This is a genomic window from Prosthecobacter gellanilyticus, from assembly GCF_007992435.1.
In the GTDB taxonomy this organism is placed as follows: Bacteria; Verrucomicrobiota; Verrucomicrobiia; order Verrucomicrobiales; family Verrucomicrobiaceae; genus Prosthecobacter; species Prosthecobacter gellanilyticus.
Window position 1 is genome coordinate 20,288 of the sequence record NZ_BKAG01000028.1, and the last position, 22,472, is coordinate 42,759.

Annotated in this window: 16 protein-coding genes; 13 read left to right on the forward strand and 3 right to left on the reverse strand. The window is 59.6% G+C overall.

What is annotated here, in order from left to right; translation table 11 throughout:
• Positions 1-61: 61 nt before the first annotated feature.
• The 8 genes from BGE01nite_RS17855 to BGE01nite_RS17890 all read left to right on the forward strand — a co-directional run bounded on the left by BGE01nite_RS17855 (position 62) and on the right by BGE01nite_RS17890 (position 12,198).
• The gene (locus BGE01nite_RS17855) at positions 62-424 is read left to right on the forward strand and encodes a hypothetical protein (RefSeq protein WP_146852126.1); all 363 of its coding nucleotides are present in this window, start codon (positions 62-64) and stop codon (positions 422-424) included.
• A gap of 113 nt (positions 425-537) precedes the next feature.
• A complete protein-coding gene (locus BGE01nite_RS17860; protein ID WP_146852128.1) occupies positions 538-3,705 on the forward strand; it encodes a DUF1553 domain-containing protein in 3,168 nt (1,055 codons plus the stop codon).
• 54 nt (positions 3,706-3,759) lie between these two features.
• Complete coding sequence (locus BGE01nite_RS17865; RefSeq protein ID WP_146852130.1) at positions 3,760-4,194, forward strand: four helix bundle protein; 435 nt, start codon at positions 3,760-3,762, stop codon at positions 4,192-4,194.
• Positions 4,195-4,254: 60 nt separating this feature from the next.
• Positions 4,255-5,700: a DUF1501 domain-containing protein gene (locus BGE01nite_RS17870; RefSeq protein ID WP_146852132.1), complete on the forward strand. Its 1,446-nt coding sequence runs from the start codon at positions 4,255-4,257 to the stop codon at positions 5,698-5,700.
• 4 nt (positions 5,701-5,704) lie between these two features.
• A complete protein-coding gene (locus tag BGE01nite_RS17875) occupies positions 5,705-6,520 on the forward strand; it encodes a M14 family metallopeptidase (RefSeq protein ID WP_146852134.1) in 816 nt (271 codons plus the stop codon).
• Positions 6,521-6,582: 62 nt separating this feature from the next.
• Positions 6,583-7,482 (forward strand): alpha/beta fold hydrolase, encoded by a 900-nt coding sequence (locus tag BGE01nite_RS17880; RefSeq protein WP_218033027.1) that lies wholly within the window; start codon positions 6,583-6,585, stop codon positions 7,480-7,482.
• 183 nt (positions 7,483-7,665) lie between these two features.
• Complete coding sequence (locus tag BGE01nite_RS17885) at positions 7,666-9,867, forward strand: DUF1549 and DUF1553 domain-containing protein (protein ID WP_246145751.1); 2,202 nt, start codon at positions 7,666-7,668, stop codon at positions 9,865-9,867.
• Positions 9,868-10,035: 168 nt separating this feature from the next.
• A complete protein-coding gene (locus BGE01nite_RS17890; RefSeq protein ID WP_218033028.1) occupies positions 10,036-12,198 on the forward strand; it encodes a hypothetical protein in 2,163 nt (720 codons plus the stop codon).
• A 9-nt stretch (positions 12,199-12,207) separates the two neighbouring features.
• On the opposite strand, the gene BGE01nite_RS17895 is transcribed toward BGE01nite_RS17890, so the two are convergent.
• A complete protein-coding gene (locus tag BGE01nite_RS17895; RefSeq protein ID WP_246145752.1) occupies positions 12,208-13,125 on the reverse strand; it encodes a LysR family transcriptional regulator in 918 nt (305 codons plus the stop codon).
• 72 nt (positions 13,126-13,197) lie between these two features.
• On the opposite strand from BGE01nite_RS17895, the gene BGE01nite_RS17900 reads away from it, so the two are divergent.
• From BGE01nite_RS17900 to BGE01nite_RS17910, 3 genes are all read left to right on the forward strand, one after another.
• A complete protein-coding gene (locus BGE01nite_RS17900; protein WP_146852140.1) occupies positions 13,198-13,797 on the forward strand; it encodes a pyridoxamine 5'-phosphate oxidase family protein in 600 nt (199 codons plus the stop codon).
• Entirely contained in the window at positions 13,794-14,219 is a 426-nt protein-coding gene (locus BGE01nite_RS17905; RefSeq protein ID WP_146852142.1) for a nuclear transport factor 2 family protein, read from the forward strand. The genes BGE01nite_RS17900 and BGE01nite_RS17905 overlap by 4 nt, the downstream gene beginning before the upstream one ends.
• Before the next feature lie 71 nt (positions 14,220-14,290).
• Positions 14,291-15,943, forward strand: a complete 1,653-nt coding sequence (locus BGE01nite_RS17910; RefSeq protein WP_146852144.1) for an arylsulfatase — start codon at positions 14,291-14,293, stop codon at positions 15,941-15,943.
• 15 nt (positions 15,944-15,958) lie between these two features.
• On the opposite strand, the gene BGE01nite_RS17915 is transcribed toward BGE01nite_RS17910, so the two are convergent.
• Complete coding sequence (locus tag BGE01nite_RS17915; RefSeq protein WP_170266865.1) at positions 15,959-18,454, reverse strand: right-handed parallel beta-helix repeat-containing protein; 2,496 nt, start codon at positions 18,452-18,454, stop codon at positions 15,959-15,961.
• A gap of 146 nt (positions 18,455-18,600) precedes the next feature.
• Between BGE01nite_RS17915 and BGE01nite_RS17920 the strand changes: the two genes are divergently transcribed.
• Positions 18,601-18,945, forward strand: coding sequence for a hypothetical protein (locus BGE01nite_RS17920; RefSeq protein ID WP_146852148.1), 345 nt, complete (start codon positions 18,601-18,603; stop codon positions 18,943-18,945).
• 246 nt (positions 18,946-19,191) lie between these two features.
• Here BGE01nite_RS17920 and ppk1 read toward each other — a convergent pair whose 3' ends face one another.
• The gene (gene ppk1, locus BGE01nite_RS17925) at positions 19,192-21,297 is read right to left on the reverse strand and encodes a polyphosphate kinase 1 (RefSeq protein WP_146852150.1); all 2,106 of its coding nucleotides are present in this window, start codon (positions 21,295-21,297) and stop codon (positions 19,192-19,194) included.
• A 233-nt stretch (positions 21,298-21,530) separates the two neighbouring features.
• Between ppk1 and BGE01nite_RS17930 the strand changes: the two genes are divergently transcribed.
• Positions 21,531-22,148 (forward strand): EF-hand domain-containing protein, encoded by a 618-nt coding sequence (locus tag BGE01nite_RS17930; RefSeq protein WP_146852152.1) that lies wholly within the window; start codon positions 21,531-21,533, stop codon positions 22,146-22,148.
• Positions 22,149-22,472 lie beyond the last annotated feature (324 nt).

Sequence of the window (22,472 nt, forward strand, 5' to 3'; positions counted from 1 at the left end):
TTTACACAAGGATGCCATGGGCATGCAAGACGGGAGGTGGGCGGATCACGTTTAATAGCGCATGAAAAAGACTGCCCTGAACCTCATCCCTGCCAGCGAGCGCCTGCGCAGGCTCGCCGGAAGCCTGCACCGCGGCCGCGCTCAGGATCTGGCCCTGCTGGAGGTCCTCATCCAGGATTCGAAGGCCATGAGCACCCTGGATGACACTGGTCTGCGTGACCTGATCCTGGTGGTGAAGCATCACCGCCCCGACCTCGCCCTGGCACTGCTCACCCACGTGCGCGCGCCCCGGGAGCGCATGAGCCTGGGGAACTGCCTGGCCGCCCTCTGGAGCCGGATGGACATCAATACCGCCTGGAAGGCCATCTCCACCTGCAGCCTGCCCAAGGCCGAGCGCCTGGCCCTGCATAGCGTCATGATGTGATTAGCACACCCCTAACGAAGTATCGAAGCCTGTTCCCATTAACAGCAAGACAGCCCCTCGAAGGCCCGTAAGACACAAAAGCACCACTCTGGTGAATTTTTAGATCACCCCACATGCAGCACACCACCCTCGCACTTGCCCTGCTCTCGCTGACTGCCAGCGCGGCCGTCTCTGCGCCGACCATTGGCTTCAACAGCGATATCCGCCCCATCCTCGCGGATGCGTGCTTTCACTGCCACGGGCCTGACCCGGGCACGCGCAAGGCCGGTCTGCGTCTGGACACGGAAGCAGGCTTTTTCACCGCCAAGGAAGGCGAGGAACCCACGATCATCAAAGGCAAGCCGGATGCCAGCAGCCTCTTCCAGCGCCTGATCGCCACGGATGAGGATGATGTGATGCCGCCGCCCGATTCCCACAAGACGCTGAAGCCGGAGCAGATCGCCAAGGTGAAAGCCTGGATCGAGCAAGGCGCGCCCTGGCAGCCCCATTGGTCCCTGATCGCGCCGAAGAAGGCCGCGCAACCTGAGGTGAAGGATCAATCCTGGGTGAAGACACCTGTCGACCGTTTTGTGCTCTCCAAGCTGGAAGCTGCAGGCCTGAAGCCCGCGGCAGAGGCCGATGCGGGTGCCCTGATTCGTCGCGTGTCCCTGGACATCACGGGGCTGCCCCCTTCTCCGGAACTGATGCAGCGGCATCTGCCGAAGGGTGGCGCGAAGCTCACGGATGCGCAGCTTTCCACGCTGGTGGATGAGCTACTCAAATCACCTGCTTATGGCGAGCACCGCGCCCGCTACTGGCTGGACGCAGCACGCTATGCCGACAGCCATGGCATGCACTTTGACAAGCCCCGCGAGATGTGGCCCTACCGCGACTGGGTGGTGAAGTCCTTCAACAGCAACCAGCCCTTTGACCAGTTCACCGTGGAGCAGATCGCCGGTGACCTGCTGCCAAATCCGACCGAGGACCAGCTCATCGCCACCGGTCTGCAGCGCTGCAACATCACCACCAACGAAGGCGGCACCATCGATGAGGAGAACCTCGCCAACTATGCCTCCGACCGCGTGCAGACCATGGGCTGGGTGTATTTTGGCCTAACCACGAATTGCGCACAGTGTCATGACCATAAGTTCGACCCGATCACGGCCAAGGATTACTACTCGCTGGCGGCTTTCTTCCGCAACACGACACAGAAGCCGAAGGACGGCAATGTGAAGGACGGCCTGGGCCCCATCCTGGTGCTGCCAGCAGACAAGGATCGCCCGCGGTGGAAGGCCCTTCCAGCAGAGATCGCCACGGCCAAAACCAAGATGCAGGAAAACCGCACTGTCGCACGGCCCGAGTTTGACCAGTGGTTGACCTCTGCGAAGCCTGCGGATCTGGACAAGGATGTGCCCACGCAGGGCATCGTGGCGCATGTGCCCCTCAATGAGGGAAGCGGCAGCGAGGTCACCGGTGTCTGCGGAGCCACGAAGACTTTCAAAGCCACGGGTGAAGTGTCCTGGAAGCCTGATGGCAAGATCGGTCCGGCACCTGTGATGAAGCCTAACGGCACGTTTGACATCGGCAATGCCGGTGACTTCGAGAAGAACCAGGCGTTCAGCTATGGCGCTTGGGTGCGTGCTGGCAAGGTCGGCATGTCCGGCGGCATCCTGGCGCGCATGGATGAGAAGGGCGGCTTCCGTGGATGGGATCTTTTCCAGGGAGACCGCAACTATGCCGTGCACATCGTCAACACCTGGCCAGATGATGCGCTGAAGGTCAGCACCAAGAAGCCCAGCATCCGCCCCAATGTCTGGCAGCATGTGTTCGTGACCTATGACGGCAGCGGCAAGGCGCAGGGCGTGAAGATGTACATCGACGGCGTGGACACGGAACTGAAGATCGAGAACAACGCGCTTAAAGGCAGCATCAAGACCGCCACACCCACACGCATCGGCCAGCGCAGTCATGTGCAGGTCTTCCATGAAGGCAGCGTGCAGGATGTGCGCATCTATGAACGCAAGCTGACGGCTGCCGAGGTGATGACCATCTCCAAGGTCGGCCCGCTGCGTGAAATGCTGGCCAGCAGCAAGCGCGGCCCCAAGCAGAAGGATGCCCTCTTTGAGCACTACCTGGTCACTCGCCATGAAGGCTACAAGACCTCAAACGATCTGAACACGAAGCTCGAGGCCGAACAAAATGTGATCAAAGCCCGCAGCCCCCTCACCCACGTGCAGGAGGAGAAGAAGGACACCATGCCGATGGCAAACATCCTCATGCGTGGCCAGTATGACAAGGTGGGCGAGCAGGTGGATGCCGCCGTGCCTGCCGCACTGGGCAAGCTGCCTGCGGATGCGCCCAAGAACCGCCTCGGCCTCGCCAAATGGCTGGTCAGTGAGAACAACACACTCACCGCCCGCGTGACCGTGAACCGCATGTGGCAGGAGCTTTTCGGTCGTGGCCTGGTGGTCACGAGCGAGGACTTTGGCATCATGGGCACCGCGCCTTCGAATCCTGAACTGCTCGACTGGCTCGCCGTGGAGTTCCGTGACACGGGCTGGGATGTGAAACGCTTTTACAAGATGCTCATCACCTCCGCTGCTTATCGTCAGGCAGCACTCATCACACCGGAGAAGATTGAGAAGGATCGTGACAACTCGCTCATCAGCCGCGGCCCGCGCTTCCGCATGGATGCCGAGATGATCCGTGACTATGCACTGGCAGTCAGCAGCACGCTGTCCCCTAGCATGGGCGGTCCGGGCACCATGCCTTATCAGCCGGAGAACGTCTGGGAAGTGGTCGGCATGGGCACGGAAAAATACACGCAGGACAAAGGCGAAGGTCTCTACCGCCGCACCATCTACAACTTCTGGAAGCGCATGGCCCCGCCTGCCAGCCTGGACATCTTCAATGCTCCGAGCCGCGAGATGAGTTGCGTCCGCCGCGACCGCACCAACACACCGCTGCAAGCGCTCGTGGCCATGAACGACCCGCAGTTCATCGAAGCCGCACGCAACTTCGCCCAGCGCACCTTGAATACTGTGAAAGGTGATGACACCGCGAAGCTGAATGCCATCGCCGAGCGTCTGCTCTGCCGTCCGCTGAAGGCCCAGGAGATGCTCATTCTCCAAGCCAGCCTCATTGACCTCCGCACCCACTACACCACCAACGCCGCTGATGCGGAAGCCCTGCTGAAAGTGGGCGAATCCAAAGCCGACGAGAAACTCGCCAAGCCCGAGTTCGCAGCGTGGACCATGGTTTGCAATCAGGTCATGAACTTGGACGAAGTTCTCAACAAGTAAGCGGACTCAGTTTCAAGTTTAAGGTTTAAAGTTTCAAGTTCACCGAACCAACCTATGGCCAACATCGAAAAATTTGAAGACATCCTGGCCTGGCAGAAAGGCCGTGAGTTGACTCAGTTGATCTACAAGGCATCGCGCAAAGGTGAGTTTTCGAAAGACTACTCGCTCAAGGATCAAATCAGGCGTGCTTGCATCTCGGTGACCTCAAACATCGCGGAGGGTTTCGAACGTGGAGGTAACAAAGAGTTCATTCAGTTCCTCGGCCACGCTAAAGGTTCCTGCGGTGAAGTTCGCTCACAGCTCTATGTCGCCCTCGACGAAGAATACGTCTCTGAAACTCAATGGCAGGAACTCCATACCCGCTGCCTGGAGGTGAGCCGGCTACTAGATGGCTTCATCAAATACCTTCAACAGACTGAGATCAAAGGCCGCAAGTTTCAGTCTCAATCGACCAGCCAGACATCCACCCGCCGTCCGCGCCAGTCCTGAGAGGTCGAGCGCGCATGTCCCCAACTTGAAACTTTAAACCTTAAACTTTAAACTCCTTCTATGAGCATTCTTCACGAATGGGACACCTTCCAAACCCGCCGCCAGCTTTTCGCCAAGGGCAAGAACGTGCTAGGCGGCGCCGCGCTGGCATCACTGCTGGGTGACTCCTTTGCCAACGCCTCGACCGGCGCTGTCGGCACGCATTTTGCACCAAAGGCGAAGCGCGTGATCTATTTGCACATGGTCGGCGGTCCTTCGCAGATGGACTTGTTCGACTACAAGCCAGGCATGAAGGACTTTTATGACAAAGACCTGCCGCCCAGTATCCGCAATGGCCAGCGTCTGACCACCATGACCAGCGGTCAGGCGAGGTTCCCCATCGCTCCCTCGAAGTTCAACTTCGCACAGCGCGGTCAATGCGGCATGTGGATGAACTCGGACCTGCTGCCAAACCTTGGGAAGAATGCAGATGACATCTGCTGGATGCGCTCGCTGCATACCGAGGCCATCAATCATGAGCCTGCCATCTGCGCCATGCAGACGGGGAATCAAATCACCGGACGTCCCTGCCTGGGTTCGTGGGCTTCGTATGGATTGGGGGCGATGAACTCGAACCTGCCGACCTTTGTGGTGCTCATTGCAACGCCGACGAATCGCGAGCAGGAGCAGGCCATCTCCTCACGCCTGTGGTCCAGCGGTTATCTGCCGGGCGAGCACGCGGGCGTGAGCTTCCGCAGCAAGGGTGATCCAATCCTTTTCATCAACAACCCTCCCGGTGTTTCGAGCAGCGTGCGCAAGCGCACGATCGAAGGCCTGAACGCGCTAAATGAGCTGAACTACCAGCAGGTGGGCGATCCTGAAACGCACACACGCATCCAGCAGTATGAGATGGCCTTCCGCATGCAGGCCAGCGTGCCGGAACTGACGGACATCACCAAGGAGCCGGAGCACATCTTCAAGATGTATGGCGATGAGGCGAAGAAGCCCGGAACCTTTGCCAACAGCGTGCTGATGGCACGTCGTCTCGCCGAGCGTGGGGTGCGATTCACGCAGATCTATCTGAACAACTGGGACCACCACAGCAACGTGGGTGGCCGCATGCCCAGCCAGTGCAAGGACATCGACCAGCCGTGTCATGCGCTGATCGAGGACTTGAAACAGCGCGGCATGTTTGAAGACACGCTCATCATCTGGGGCGGTGAGTTTGGCCGCACAATCTACAGCCAGGGCGGTCTCACCAAGGAGAACTACGGTCGTGACCATCACCCGCGCTGCTTCACCATGTGGATGGCCGGTGGCGGCGCCAAGGGCGGCGCGATCTACGGTGAGACCGATGACTTCAGCTACAACATCGTGAAGGACCCGCTGCACATCAGCGACTTCCACGCCACCGTGCTGCAGCTCCTGGGCTACAATCACGAACGCTTCACCTACAAGTTCCAGGGCCTCGACCAGAAGCTCACCGGCGTGGAGCATCGAAAAGTGATCAAGGAGCTCATCGCCTGATTTTTTGAGGTCTCTTGACGTTCTGCGTGTCCCCACGCATCGTGTCCGCGTGCCCCTGCTGCCGCTTCATCAAGCTCATGATCCTCGCGCCTTGATCGCGCGCTGGCGTGAGGTGGCGAAAGCGGCAGGCATGCAGATGAAGGTGCTGGTGGAGATGGACGGCGAGAAGGTCTTTTACCTGCAGAAGCGTGACCGCCTGGCCTCGCCGCCCGTTTATCTCTCCACCGGCGTGCATGGTGACGAGCCAGGCTCCGCCTGGGGTTTGCTCGCCTGGGCTCAGCGCGAGATTGAGCAACTGCGCCATGGCAATCACCTCATCTTTCCGTGCATGAACCCCCATGGGCTGCGGGCAAACACGCGACTGGATCGTCGTGGTTTCGATATCAACCGCCGCTTCCATATCGACACCGACCCGCTTTGCGGCCCCTGGCTTGATATCGTGAAGCAAAGCGTCCCCAGGCTGGGCCTTTGCCTGCATGAGGACTACGATGCCCAGGGCTTCTATGTCTACGAGCTGAACGATCTCCCCAAGACTGCCAGCTATGACATCCTGAAAAAGTGCGCCAAACACATGTCGGCGGACCCACGTCGCATGATCGATGGCCGCCGCTCCAGGGACGGTGTGATCCGGCCACGAGCCATCCCAACCACTCTGCCGGGAATGCCGGAAGCCATCGTGCTCTGGCAGCTTGGCTGCCCCTTCACACTCACATTTGAAACTCCATCCGAGTTCAGCTTGGATGACCGGGTCCGGACCCAGGCGGATTTTGTCGATGCGGCAATCCGGCTGGCGGCGCGGACCTCCAACCACCAACCATGACCTTTTTCCATCGATGCTGTCTCGCCATGCTTTTGCTGGCGGGAATGAGCGCTTGCAGCAGCATGCCAAAGCTGCCGACGCGCCCTGCCCTGCACGAGCAGGACTGGGTCAGCTATGATGGCAAGGTCATGCCTTATCAAAAGTGGCTGCCCGGCACCACCAAACCTCGCGGCGTGGTCATCGCGGTGCATGGGCTGAGCGGGGCCGCCTCAGACTTCTGGTTCCTCGGCGCCACTTTGCCTAAAGATGGTTATGCCGTGTATGCCTATGACCTTCGCGGCCAGGGGCATGACCCCGTCTTGAACCAGCGCGGGGACATCGGCTCATCCGTGCAGTGGCTCCGCGATCTGGAGACCTTCCATCTGCTGGTGCGGAGACAGCACCCCAAGACACCCGTGTTTTGGTATGGCGAGAGCCTCGGCAGCCTGATCTGCCTGCACACGGCAGCGAACCGTCTGAATGACCGCCGTGATCCAGATGGCATCATCCTGGCCTCACCGGTGGCAGGCCTCAAGATGACCGTGTCGCATTTCCGCCGCTGGCTGCTGGACACGACAGCTGCGCTGCTTCCGCGTACCCGCTTCTCCCTGGGTGATCTTGCCGGGGTGGATGAATCCAAGATCCAGGTGACCAGCACCACCACGCACGGTGGCCAGATGCAGAAGACCGAGCATCACATCAGCTCCTTCAGCGTGCGCCTGCTGTCGGAAATCGGCGGATTGCTGGATGAGAACCCTGACGCAGCCAAGCGTCTGCGCATGCCCGTGCTCTTCCTGGCCTCGCCGAATGACATCCTGAGTTCCCCAGATCAGATCCAGAGACTCTTCAGCCAGATCAAGTCACCCACAAAACGGCTCCTCTGGTATAACCGGAGCTACCATCTGCTTCTTCATGACGTGCAGCGCGCGGAGGTCAGTCTCGATCTCTTCCGCTGGCTGGAGAAGACTCGAACCAAGCGCTAAGGAAACACGGAACGAATCCGAAAGCCCTCGATGGGCCAGGTCTTCTGCCTGGGACATCTGTGCCCTCAGCGTTATCTGCGGTTAACCAATCAGTGCTTCCCCAAAGGTTGGTCCCAGCAAGAGACATGAGGCTTCCTGCGCTCTGACGACAAGATTTCCCGCTTCGGCCCGTAGGTTCAACCTGTGACGAATCTTTACACTGTGGTCTCAGCCGCGTTGCTTTGCCTTGGCCTGCCCGCCTTGGCCGTGGAAGCTCCGCGCTCACTGAACTTCGCCAATGACATCATGCCGATCCTCACCAAGGGCGGATGCAATGGCGGTGGCTGTCATGGGAAGGCGAGCGGACAGAATGGCTTCAAGCTCTCGCTGCTCGGCTTTGAACCGCAGGAGGACTATGAGCACATCGTGAAAGAAGCCCGCGGTCGTCGTGTGTTTCCAGCAGCTCCCGAAATGAGCCTGCTGCTGACGAAAGGCGCGGCACAACTCCCCCATGGCGGTGGCAAGAAGCTGGACGTGAAGTCCGAGGACTACGCAGACCTCGTTCGCTGGATTCGCGAAGGCATGCCCTATGGCAAGGACACCGATCCCAAGATGGAGCGCATCACAGTGGAGCCGGCCATTTTGACCATGCCGCTGAAAGGCAACGCCCAGCTAAAGGTCACTGCTCATTACAACGATGGATCGATCCGCGACGTCACCAAGCGCGCTCTTTACGAGCCGAATGAGAAGGCCATGGCCGAGACCTCCGAAACTGGTGGAGTGAAGCTCTTTGATCTGCCGGGTGATGTGGCCGTGATGATTCGCTATCAGGGCAAGGTCACCACCTTCCGCGCCACCGTGCCGCTGGGTGCGCCCGTGGAGAAGCTGCCTGCCGCGAAGAACTACATTGATGAGCTCGTGTTTGCGAAGCTGAAGACCATCGGAGTTCCGCCTTCTGAGATCAGTGATGACGGCACCTTCCTCCGTCGTGTGACCTTGGACATCACCGGCCGTCTGCCGACAGCCGAGGAGATGAAGGAATTCCTGGCCTCGCAGGAGGCAGAGAAGCGCGCGCAGTTGATCGACCGCCTGCTCGACAGTCCGGAATATGCGGAATTCTTCGCCAATAAATGGAACGCGCTTCTGCGCAATCAGCGCACGCAGCCGACTTATGCCAGGGGCAGCTATCTCTTCTCGTCATGGATTCGCGACAGCATCGCGGACAACAAACCTTTTGATCAATTTGCCCGCGAGGTCGTGGCCGCCTCCGGCAGCCTGGACCAGCATCCACCAGTGGCGTGGTATCGCCAGGTGAAGGAGGCGAAGACACAGATGGAGGATGTGGCGCAACTCTTCCTCGGCACGCGCATGCAGTGCGCTCAGTGCCACCATCATCCCTTCGAAAAATGGAGCCAGCAGGACTACTATGGCTTCGCCGCCTTCTTTGCCAACGTCAGCCGCAAGAACGCCACCGCGAAGGATGAGGAGATCATCTTCAACAAGCGCGGCACCGCGCAGATGACGAACATCCGCACCAAGCAGCCCGTGATGCCGACGAGCCTGGGCAGCGAACCCGTGAAGCTGCGCCCCGAGCAGGACCCGCGTCTGGTACTGGCCGAGTGGATGAGCAAAAAAGACAATCCCTTCTTCGCGCACACCTTGGTGAATCGTTACTGGAAGCACTTCTTCAATCGCGGCTTGGTCGAGCCTGAGGACGACATGCGCGAAACGAATCCGCCGGTGAACCCTGAGCTGCTGAATGCCATGGCCGCGGAGTTCGTGAAGAGCGGTTATGATCTGAAGGCGCTGGTGCGCAGCATTGTGAACAGCACCACGTATCAACTCAGCGCCGTGCCGAACGCGCACAATGCGAAGGATCGCCAAAACTTCAGCCGCTACTATCCAAAGCGCCTGCACGCCGAGGTGCTCTATGATGCCGTGAACCGCCTGCTGGATGTGGAGAGCACCTTTGCCGGTCAGGCTCCAGGCACACGCGCCGTGGCCCTGCCGGACAACAGCTACAACCAGAGCAACTACTTCCTCACCGTCTTCGGACGGCCGGACTCATCATCAGCCTGCGAGTGCGAGCGCACTCAGGAGGCCAGCCTCGCGCAGAGCCTCCATCTGCTGAATGCCTCGGACATCCAAACACAGCTCACACGCAAGGATGGTCGCGCCGAGCGCATGGCAAAAGATTCCAGCCCGGATGAGGACAAGGTCACCGACATGTATCACATCGCCCTGAGCCGTGATCCGAACGTTGAAGAGATGAAGCTGGCGCAAGGGCATGTGGCCAAGAAGATGTCTGGCAAGACAGGCGACGCCGCGCTGCAGACGAAGAAGGAAGCCTTTGAGGACATCCTCTGGGCGCTGCTGAACACAAAGGAGTTCTTGTTTAATCATTGAGTGATCATGCGGTCATCAAACACACTGGCATTGGGGTGGAGTCGGAACTCATTGGGACTTCTCAGAGCTCCAGAGGACTGGAGCTCTGCAGGACGCTGCCGCGCCTTCCTGGTGCTAGGTTTGCTCATGATGTCTTGTTATTCGGTGATAGGTCAGGTCGTGGCACCTGTGCCCTCACCGACAATCTCGGCAGTTTCACCGCTGGGTGGAAAGCCAGGGGCGATGGTGGAGTTTACCTTCAAGGGTGCGGAACTTGACGAGGCAAAGTCGGTTCTGCTGAGCAGTCTCTCCGGCGGTAAGTCGATGACCATTCCAGTAAAGCAGGTGCCGGCCAAGAAGGGAGTGCTGGCGGCGCAACTCCCAGCCGATGCCGCTCCCGGCCTCTATGACATCCGGCTGGTGGCACGCTTTGGAGTTTCGAATCCACGCGTGTTTCAGATCAGTGCCGCAGATGTGGTGGAGTCGCCAGGGACTAACACGAAGTCTGACAAGGCGGTGGCGGTAACGGCCGCTTCCGTGATCCAAGGCACATTCAAAGCAGCGGTACCACACTGGTTCAGTTTTGATGGCAGGAAGGACCAGCGGCTGATCGGCAGCTTCACGGGCAGCGGCTTTGATGTTCGCACTTCTTTAGTGGGTGGCATCTATGATGCGAGCGGACGTGAGCTTGCGCGCATGCGTGACGGGCTGGTGGATGTGAAGTTCCCTGCCGATGGCACCTACAAGATCAAGGTTCACGATCTCATGTTCGCGACGGGTGATGACTATGGATACCGGCTCACACTAACCACGGGACCCGTCGTATGGGCCAAGGGCAAGGATGAGGTTTATGGATGGAACCTCCCTGGCGGTCAGGTGGTGAGTGGACTGCGCGTGAACCGCGGCCAGCCGCTGGAGCATCTGAAAGTGGATGCAGCGACGATGACAAAGCTGGTCACGGCGAGTCCGCTGAAGGTTTTCACGTTGCCTGAGAACATGGAAGCGGCCAGCAAGGAAGGTGTGACACCGATCGCGGTCGGACAGACGATCAGTGGATGGTTTCCCGCGAATGGAGCCGCCAAGGTATTTGAGCTTAACTTCAAAGCAGGTGACCGGATCAATCTTGAAGTGACCTCACAGCAACTTGGCTTTACCACCGATCCTAACTTGCTGGTGGAAAACGTGAAGGGCGAGACCGTGACCGCGCAAGGAGAGGTCAATGATCTGGCGGGGCTCGTGCCTGCGCCGAGCACGCGCATCTTGTCTCTAGATCCGACATATGCCTATGACTCGAAAGCGGACGGCGTGTTTCGCATCTCCGTGAGCGATCCTTCGAACGCGGCGAATGGGCGTCGATATCCTTTCCAGCTCTGCATTCGCAAGACTGGAGAACCGGCTCTTGATGGAGCGGTAGCCGTGAATGCAAAGCTGCCACCTGCAGCAGCCATCGGACCTCATGAGATCCCGAGTGCGAATCTGTGGCGCGGCGGGATTCTGGCCCTGGAAGTCTATCTGCCGAACCGCACAGGCATGAACGTGGCCACGGAAGTGCCGATCGGCAATCTCCCGGTAGGCGTGACAAGCCTCGGCGGCTTTGTGGCTAAGGGCCAGAGCCTGGGCCACATCGCGCTTCGCGCTAGTGCGGATGCCCCAGCAGGTGCGGCGGCGCTTTCAGGCATCTCCAGTACAGCATCGTTGGTTTGGCCCGTGAAGGACACCGGACGTGAGACGATGCACGTGCGCATGGCGGGTGCGCCGGTGATCGGTGTGGTGCCGGATACTGCGCCTGCGACGCTTGAAGCAGCGTTGCCAAATCCTGTGGAAGTCGCAGTGGACGGCAAGGTGGACGTGCCGCTGAAGGTCACTCGTCAAAGCAACTGCACGGACGCCATCAAGCTGAAGGCCCTGGGTTTGACGGATCCCGCGAAGGCCCCGGAGGTGACGATTGCGGCGAAAGCAAATGAGGGGAAGCTCAGTCTGGATCTAAAGACGCTGAAACTACTGCCGGGTGAGTATGGAGTGCTTTTGCAGGGACCCGTGAAGGTGGTGTTTCAGCGGAAAGCAGAAGACATCGCGGCAGCTCAGAGCACCGCAAAAAGAGCCGCTGAAGCACAAGCCGCGGCAAAGAAGGCATTGGACGAGGCCAAAGTTTTGAAGCCAGAAGATGAGGCTGGCAAGACAGCGCAAGAAGCGAAGATCAAGGAACTGACAGCGGCACTGACGAAGACCGACAAGGCCAAGGCAGATGCGGACAAAGCCGCGAAGGAACTGGTGACCAAGAATCCGGCGAAGGACGCGACGTTCATCGTGTATTCGACGCCGATTCGTCTGAAGGTGGTGGCGAAGAAATGAGCCCGTCTGTCACAACTCAGCCGCGACCTTCTTCAAAGCATTCACAAGAGCCAAGGTGACAGCGGAAGCATGACCACGCTGCCAGAGGACGAAGAAGTCCCATCGCGCTTTGGCATCACTGATAGGAACGAAGGTAACTCCGGGATGGGATGACTTGGCGAAATAGGCGGGCAGCAATGTCACGGCAGACTCCGAAACGACTTGCGAGAGCACGTTGGCCAGACCGTCGACGATCACAATGAACCTAGGCTTGAACGCTGCCGTCTTGCACAGCGCAGTCACCCAGCGATTGCGTCCCGGGACTTGCTCCTCATCGACACCGATGAAGTCACGGCCTTTGAGGTCTTTGAGAGTGATGCTCTTCTTCAATGCCAGCGGGTCGCTGTCCGCCAAGGCCACGCAGACACCGAGCGAGCAGAGTTTGAGACTGTGAAACTCCTTGGCGGCGAGAGTTCCCTCCTGCCCGATCAATGCCACGTCTAGTTCACCGGCCCGGAGTGCATCAATCTGCTCACGTGGTGACATATCGTGCAGTTTCAGGCGCGCCTTGGGCTGGGACTTGCGCAGTTGCGCGAGCGCCGGAGTGAGGAAGCTCTGGGCAGCGGAGCCGAGGTAGCCCACACGCAGCTCGGCTCGATCACCACGCGCCTGGCACCGCAGGTCTGCCAGGGCGCTGTCGTAGCTGGCGATGACCGGGCTCATGGCCTTCGCCACGGCATGGCCCAGGCCCGTGGGCTTCACGCCGCTGGTCTCGCGCTCCAGCAGACGTCCGCCCAGTTCATCCTCCAGCGCCTTCATCTGCCGGCTCAGCGCAGGCTGGGTGATGCGCAGCCGCACCGAGGCACGGTTGACACTGCCTTCTTCGATGACGGTAAGCAGAGCGCGGATGCGGTCGATCATGCCATGCACGTTATGTTCAAACGGCATACCCGCAAGGCCGAACTGGCATTACCCAGGCGCGCTCTGGGCAGCGATGAATCGTCCAACCCACTCCACACCATGGCTCACAAATTCCTCGACCTCTCTTTCACGCCCCAGGTGTTGGGCGCACAGCAGCACTACTACGGCCGTGCACAGGCACTGCCTCCGGCTCAGCAGGATGATCCACTCGGTCCCGAGGAGATGGCCTTCATCGAGTCACGTGACAGCTTTTACATGAGCAGCGTGAACCAGAATGGATGGCCCTACATGCAGCATCGCGGAGGGCCTGAAGGCTTTTGCAAAGTGACAGGTCCAAATGAACTGGTGTTTGCTGATTACAAAGGCAACCGGCAGATGCTCAGCACGGGTAATGTGGCCTCCAATGATCGCGTCTGCCTCTTCATGATGGACTATCCGAACCGCACGCGGCTGAAACTGCTGGGCCACGCCGAGGTGCTGGATGCGCGTGAACACCCTGAACTCGTTCAGCAAGTCACCACGCCGGATCTGGCGAAGATCACGGAGCGGCTGTTCAGAATCCGCGTGGTGGCCTTTGACTGGAACTGTCCCAAATACATCACACCCCGCTTCACAGCCGCAGAGATCCATGCGGCTGTGGCACCGCTCAAAGCGCGCATTGCCGAACTCGAATCTCAACTTAAGATCCAACCCTCATGAACCCTCGCCCACCCCTCCCGCCTTTTACCGAAGAGACGGCCAGACAAAAAGTGCAGATGGCGGAAGATGCCTGGAACAGCCGCGATCCAGAGCGCGTCTCGCTGGCCTACACACCAGACACCGAATGGCGTAATCGCGATGTGTTTCTCAATGGTCGCGCGGAGGTGGTGGAGTTCCTCAGCGCCAAGTGGAAGAAGGAGAATGACTACCGTTTAAAGAAGACGCTCTGGGCCTTCACGGGAAATCGCATCGCCGTGCGTTTTGAATACGAGTGGCATGACGATGCCGGCCAGTGGTGGCGCAGTCACGGGAATGAGAACTGGGAGTTCGATGAGCACGGTTACATGGCCAAGCGCTATGCCAGCATCAATGACCAGCGGATCAATGAGACTGACCGGAAGTTTCGTTGGGAGAGGAAGTGAGATCCCTCGACGGGAATGAGGCGCCCGCCGGCTTGTGATAGACGAGGGTCTCCATCTCGTTCCTTGGGATCATGCGTTTCCTTGCTCTGCTTTTTCTCGGCTGTTCGTTCGCTCTGTCCACTCACGCCGCCACTCCGCCAAATGTGGTTTTCATCATGGCGGATGATCTGGGGTATTCGGACCTGGGCTGCTATGGAGGGGAGATCGCGACCCCGAATCTGGACGGGCTGGCGAAGGAGGGGCTGCGCTTCACCCAGTTTTATAACACCGCCCGCTGCTGGCCGAGCCGGAGCGCGCTGATGAGCGGCTTTTATGCGCAGCAGATCCATCGGGATGCACTGCCCGAACTCGGTGGCGGTGGCCAGGGCGTGCGCCAGAAGTGGGCGCGCCTGCTGCCAGACTTTCTGAAGCCAGCGGGATATCGCAGCTATCACAGCGGCAAATGGCACATCGACGGGCCAGTGCTGGCGGGTGGCTTCGACCGGTCGCTGGACATGAAGAACCAGGGGAACTTTTTCACCTCCGCAGGCAATAGCATTGATGACGTGCCCGTGAAGGTGCCTGCGGATGAAAAAGGCTACTATGCAACCATCGCGACAGCAGACCATGCCATCGAGTGCCTGCAGGACCACGCGAAGAATCACAGCGGCAAGCCCTTCTTCCACTACATCGCCTTCATCGCACCACACTTCCCGCTGCATGCGCTGCCTGAGGACATCGCGAAGTATCGTGACAAGTATCTGGCGGGCTGGGAGGCCATGCGCGAGGCGCGTTATGCCCGGCAAAAGGAGATGGGCCTGACCAACACAGAGCTTTCGAAGCTGGAGGAGAAGGTGGGACCGCCCTATGACTTCCCTGAGGCCATCGAGAAACTGGGCCCGGGTGAGGTGAACCGTCCCCTGCCCTGGGCGAGCCTCACCGATGAGCAGAGGCGCTTCCAGGCCACGAAGATGGCCATTCATGCAGCGATGGTGGATCGCATGGACCAGGAGATCGGCCGCGTGCTGGCGCAGCTCAAGAGCATGGACGCCTATGAGAACACCCTCATCTGCTTTGCCTCTGACAACGGGGCCAGTGCAGAGATCATGGTGCGCAATGGCGGGCATGATCCAAAAGCGGAGCCGGGCAGCGCGGCGACATATCTGTGCCTGGGCCCAGGTTTCTCCAGTGCCTGCAACACGCCACACCGTCGTCACAAGACCTGGGTGCATGAGGGGGGCATCAGCACACCCTTCATCGTTCATTGGCCTGCGGGCATCTCAGCAAAGGGCGAGCTTCGGCATACGCCTGCGCATGTAATCGACTTCGTCCCGACCGTGCTGGATCTGGCGAAGATCGAGAAGCCGAAAGCGTGGGAGGGCGAGGCCATCCCGGAAGCACCAGGAAAGAGCCTGGTGCCAGCTTTTATCAAGGATGAGACGATCACCCGAGACAGCCTGTGGTGGCTGCATGAGGGCAATCGCGCGATCCGCATCGGCGACTGGAAGCTCGTAGCGGCAAAGGATGATGCCTGGTCGCTCTACGATCTGAAGACAGATCGCGCCGAGCAGCATGATCTGGCGAAGAAGATGCCGGACAAGGTCGAAGAGCTCGCCGCGGCCTGGCAGGAGAAGACCGGGGCTTTCACCATGCTGGCAAGACAGACGCAGGCAGACCAGCCTGTGTCGAAAGCGAAGGGCAAGGCCCAGGGCAAAGGTAAAGGCAAAGGAAAGAAGAAGGATTGAGAGCTGACGAAGCCATCACTCCCTCACGCCGATTTTCTCCACCGGAATCGCTTTGAAGCCGAGCTTAAAGGCCGGGGATTCAGGCTTGAGGCGGAAGTCGTCCTTCTGCCAGTCCACAAACATGGGATCGGCGACAAGGCTGTTTTTGTCCCAGCCTTCGGCCTGCCAGGAGGTCCATTCGTTGAGAGGTTCAGCCTCGGTGATGCGCACATCGTCAATGTCGAGATGGCCGCTCGGCTGATGGCAGTCGATGCGCAACCAAAAGTGCTTCAACCATGGCTTCCAGGCAGCTTCCGTGGTGAGAGGAATGCGGCCGGTTGCCTCGTATTCCTGCCACTCGTTTGTCACCGTGAGGCTGGTGCTGTTTGACTGCCAATAGCCCTGCCCCGCCGCATACGCGGCAATGGCCACATTGACCGGCGCGCTGGCCTCCGTGGAGCGGATGCGCAGCTTGACGCGGTAGGCAGCCCCTGGCGTCACAGGCAGATCAGGACCATGGAAGACACTCTTCGGGTTCTTCGGATCCTTGAGCACGAGGCAGTCACAGCGCAGGAATCCGTCCGTGGTCACGAGGTTCACCTTGCCGGGCCGATGATTGAAGCCCCAGCCCTTCGGTGTCTTGCCAGGCTCGGCAGCATCAAAGGTTTCGCTCAGCAGCGGCGCGCCTGCCTTGTCCGGACCCACTTTGTTGATGCCGGTGGTGATGGGATGACCGTTCGCCCAGGCGAGGTTTTCATCGATCGTGTTCCACTTCGGGGAGACATTGCGCAGGTCGCCATACTTCACACCTGGCTCGCTGCTAAACATGATGTTACGCCGAACCACATCACCGGTCATGAAGGTGCCGTCTTCGCGGATGGCATCCTTCGGATGCAGCTCCATGCCGCGCATGCCCTTCCACGCAGGCTGTCCGGCGACCGATTCATAGCCTTTGATCATCTGATCAATGTGGCTCGTGTAAAAGCGCTGCTCCTTGGTCCATCCATGCAGGTCGAACTGGAACTTGCCGCCGAGCGCGAAGATGTTGTTCTCCACCACGCAGTCACGAGAGTTGTGCAGGTGGATCGGCGTGTGCGCCACGCGGTAGACAATGTTCCCGATGATGTCCAGACCGCCGCTGTTGTCGTCCGGATACAGGCCGAAGGTGAACCAGGGATGTTTTAAGCCGTCGGACTCCTGCCCGCAGCCCACCACGTCATGGATGAGATTGTACTGCCACTTGCTTCCGCGGCTGCTGATCCAGTCACGACCGCCGGTGTAGATGGCCCCGCCGTCCTGGGTTTCCAGGCAGAGATGATGCAGGTGGTTGTATTCCACGATCAGGTTGTTCCCGCTCATCTGCACGCCCATGCGCGGACCATCGTGGATGTGGTTGTGCCGTGCGATGTTTCCCACGCCATAGAGGCTGATGCCGCAGGCGTTCTTGTTAAACACGCCCATGTGATGCACATGATTGTCCTCGGCCACATGATCCGTGCCCGTGAGTGTCTTGCGATCTCCACCGCTCAGACCGATGCCATTACTTCCGGTGTAGCTCACCTCGTTATGCGAGATGCGCACATTCTTCCCCGTGCTCACACTGATGCCGCTGCCATGAAAATCACCCACGCGAGTGAGGACACAGCGCTCGACCAGACAGTCTTCAGCACCATCAAAGGTGATCGCCGTGCCGTGACAGCCCGTGAGCGCGAAACCGCGGATCGTGACCTTCTTCGTGCCCGCCTTCACCTTGAAGAAGCTTTCCAGTGTGGGAATGCGGACCTCACAGGCATCCACCGGCTTCTCTGGCCAGAAATAGAGCAAACCTGCGCGCTTGTCATAAAACCACTCACCCGGCGCATCCAGCTCCTCGAGGGCATTCTGAAAGTGGTAGCGATTGTGCGGATGCAGGTCATACCCGCAGTCCTTTTTCAAGGTCAGCAGTCGTGTTTGCGCATCCAATGAAGCCACAGGCTCCAGGAAGTTCCACCAGCCGTATTGCGCGAAGATATCGATCTCCACATCTTCCGGGTGCGCCCACTTCCGCAGATCCTGCGCCTTCACATACATCGTGCGTTTCCACAGATGCCCTTCAGGCGCGCCGGTGGCCGGGAAATCATCCACAAAAGCCCAGCCGCCATAGAGCGGATCCTTGGCATCAAAGTTCGGATAACGCGCCAGGATCTGCCGCTCACCATCGCAGATCAGCTGGCGCGGTGTAAACCCTTTCGGGAGCAGCTTGGAGACATCCGCCTTCATGATCTTGCCTTCATGCAGTTGCCACCCAGTGACCTTCGGCGCACCGACGAGCGTGCTCTTTGTGCCGACGATGCTCAGGTTCGAATCCTTCGCCTCCAGAACGATGGGCTGCGTGAGCTCGGCAATGCCTTCAGGAAGAAGAATGGTGGCGACGGAGTTGTCACCGCCCTGCCGGGCCTCACGCACCTTTTGCACGGCCTGAGACAGTGTCAGTTCAGGAGAGACACGGACTTCCAGCGCCTGGGAAATGGACGTGAAAGACAGCAGGGACAAGAACGAGAGTCGACGGACAAACATGATGCAGAGAGCGATACCCCGCTCTGCCCTGAGGGCAAATGCGAGCCTGTCGCAAAGGCGAGGTTTCCGAATCGGAGCTTGTCGGGCAGGCGTTCCCTGCCTTACTTCCCGGCCATCCACCCATGTCCATCGCGTTTTACCACATCCTCCACATCGTCGGCCTGATCTTCATCTTTGCCGGTTTCGGTGCCCTTCTTTCCTCCGATTCTGCACGCAGTGCCATGAAGTGGCATGGCATCGGCCTGCTGATCAGCTTCATCTCCGGCTTCGCCATGATCTCGAAGCTTGGCTTCAAGATGTCGGCCCTGCCCACCTGGATCTTCATCAAGATGGGCCTCTGGCTCGTGCTCGGCTTCCTGCCCGTGCTGGCGCGCAAGCGCGTGCTCGCCCCGCAGGCCGTGCTGCTCCTCGCCATCATCGTCGGCGGTGTTCTGGCTTACCTCGGCTACATGAAGCCAGCCCTCTGATTTGATTCACTTCTACTCCAGCGTGCATTGGGAAGCCAATGCACGCTTTTTTGTGCTGAAGGCTCACAGCGAAAGGAGGGCGGACTTCAGTCCGCCGCAGGTCGATGGCAGCCTTCGAGGCACCCTTTTCCAATCCACCTCTTCAAGACGAAGACGCGGGTTCGAAGGGCATGGTTAGACCTAACCATGCCCGCCCTTTTTCGTTCGTGATGCGGCGGACTAAAGTCCGCGCCCCATGGCCATGGCTCACTCCTTCGGCACATGAGGCACCAGAACGTCCGGTGATTGATTGCGCTGCTTGCTGCGGCGTGCAGCCTCCCTGGCAAAGACTTCCTGGGAGCGCTTGGCCTTCTTCGCGGCGACGGCTGGCAGATGCCACGTGCCATCACTGCGCAGCACACGACCGCGGGCGGTGTCCGCAAAGTGGGTCTCGAGGATGTGAATGAGGCGCTTGCGGGCATCCTTGTCCTCCACCGGCACCAGCAGTTCCACTCGCTTCGAGAGGTTTCGGTTCATGAAGTCCGCGCTGGAGATGAAGACCACCGGCCGGCCTCCCTGACGGAAGGTGTAGATGCGCGCATGCTCGAGATAACGGTCGATGATGCTGATGACGCTGATGTTCTCACTCAGCCCCTTCACACCAGGTCGCAGGCAGCAGATGCCGCGGATGTTCAGGCGGATCTTCACGCCAGCCTGCGAGGCTTCATAAAGCGCCTCGATCATCTCGCGATCTTCCAGCGAGTTCATCTTCAGCATCATCTCCGCGGTCTCGCCCTGGTTCGCGCGCTCGGTCTCGCTCCGGATCATCGTGAGCAGGCGCTCGCGCAGACCAAAGGGGGCCATGCTGAGCTTCTGGAAATGCACGAAGCGTGAGCGGCCCGTGACCGTGTTGAAGAAAGCGCTGGCATCACTGCCGTAGTCTGGACGGCAGGTCAGGTAGCTGATGTCCGTGTATAGTTTCGAGGTGGCCTCGTTGTAGTTGCCCGTGCCAAAGTGCATGTAGCGCATCAGATGCCCGGCCTCGCGGCGCATGATGAGGCAGACCTTCGCGTGAGTCTTCAGACCGCGCACGCCGTAGATGATCTGCGCCCCCGCGTTCAAAAGTTCGTTAGCCCGGTCCAGGTTGCGGGCTTCATCAAAGCGCGCCTTGAGCTCCACCAGCACCGTCACCTGCTTGCCAGCTTCCGCAGCCTTGATCAGCGCCGCCACGATGCGGCTGTTCTTCGCCGTGCGATAGAGGATCTGCTTGATGGCGATCACATTCGGGTCACCCGCAGCCTCTTCGATCAGCTTCACCACAGGCTCAAAGCTTTCATAGGGATGCTGCAGCAGCAGATCACCACGCTTCATCACCTCAAACATGCTTTCACCCGGCTCGATCTGCGGCGGGGTCTGGCTCTGCCAGGCATCCACTTTCAGGTCATCAAAGCCCGGCAGGCCCGCGATGCCGAAGTAGGCGGTGAGATCCAGCTCACATGGGATGGTATACACCTGGGCCTTGGCGGCCTCGCACATGCCTTTGATGGCAGCCACCAGCTCGCGCTTGGCGCCGTCTTCGATCTCGACGCGGATCGTCGGGCTCTGCAGACGCTTGTCGAGGATGCCTTCCATCTCGCTCACCAGATCACTCACGTTCTCGTCATCCGCAGCGATATCGGAGTTCCGGCTGATGCGAAAGCGCGCGGTGGCCGTGACATTTTCCGAAGGGAAGTACTGATGCAGGAAGGTGCCCAGCACATCTTCCAGATTCACATACGCATACTGCACACCTTCCGCATCCGGCACCGTGACCTGACGGGAAAGGCTGCTCGGAATGCTCACCAGCACGAGCCGCTGCGTGGCATTCTCCTCGGCCTGCGAAGCCACCGAGCAGAGCACGTTCAATTGCAGCGCAGGAATGGAAGACAGCACACCTTCCTCGATCGCGATCGGTGAGAGCACCGGAAAGATGTGCTCCATAAAGTAGTCTTCCAGATGCGTGCGCTGTACGGGAGTCAGGTCTCCCGGCTGCAGCCGATGGATGCCCTTGTCACGCAGCAGAGGCACCAGTTTCTGGCCGAGCAGCTCATGCTGCCGGGCGATGAAGGCACTGACGCGCTCATGAATCTGATCCCACTGCTGGCTCGGTGTCAGACCGCTGGCATCCTTGGCGCGGCGGCCTTGCTCACGCAGGAACTGCAGCGCTCCGACCCGCACCATGAAGAACTCATCCATGTTCGAGGCCGTGATGGCGAGGAACTTCACGCGCTCCAGCACAGGCAGATCCTCGCGCGAGGCCTCCTCAAGCACACGTTCGTTGAAAGCCAGCCAGCTCAGCTCACGGTTGAGGAAATGTTGGTCGGAAAATGACATCCCGGATGCTTGGAACTTCCTTACGCTTCTGACAAGTACCAGCGCAGGGGATCATGTGACAAATGCAGCCCTGCCCCGCTGCGGGGCATCCCCCTCAGGAAAGTCCCTGGTTGGTGAATCGGGCAGGCAGGGTCTACGGGCTGCCTGCGACCAAAACGCGGACGGATTTCGAACACCCTGCGAAACACCGGGATGACTGTCCCCTCTTAAAAAACTAAACCCCTTATTCGATCATGAAGACTCAAATCACCATCATGGCGGCACTGCTCGGCTTTGCCCTCACAGCGGCGGCCCAAAATGCCGGAGGCGGCGGCGCAGGCACGGCCCGTGTCGGTACTGGTAACGAATCCCCCAATCCCCAGGTCAACAAGAGCGGCCCCTCCGCCGCCCAGGCCGCCAGCCAGGCCCAGCTCTTCCGTCAACTGGATGCCAACCGGGACGGCATTTTGAGCGAGGAGGAATTCGCCCGCCATTCGCTGCAGAATGACCTGGACGGTCAGACCGCCGTCATCAGAGGCGCCGCCAGCACCACCACCACGGTGACACCCGCCACCACCACGACCACAGTCGCCCCCGCGGCCACCATCGTCACTCCCGCCGCCACGACCACCGTGGTGCGCCCCAGCATGCCTCCGGGCACCACGCTGCCAGCTGGCACGACCACCACCACCCTAACCACCACCTCCAGCAGCGGCGCGCCAAACTCCACCACACGCCCCACAACCTCCAGCACCACCGCCACCACTACCGGCGTCAGTGCCCCAGCCCCTACACCTCCCCTGCCCCCTGGCACCAATACCAATGGCACACCCACCGGCTCAGGCAGCGGTGCAGTCACCATTCCGCGCTAAGTCCGGAGACACCTGACTGGTTCATTTTAAAACCTTTCCGCCGTGTTTGCGCAAGCAGGCACGGCGGACTTCTTGTTAGGCACGATTCAAATCACCACGCGCTCACGGCGGCCAGATCGCGTTGAGTCGCAATAGTCTGCCGCTTTAATTGATTCGATACAAAACTTTATATTCCGACTAGACAAGTGTGATTTAGTCGCAAATCATATTACCTCAGTATGATATCGTGAGGTGACCCCGCCAGCGACCTAACTGACGCTGATTCCCTGCCGGGAAAGGCGACCTCACTTTCAGCTCTCCACCTCCCTCTCGAGGAAAGAGCAC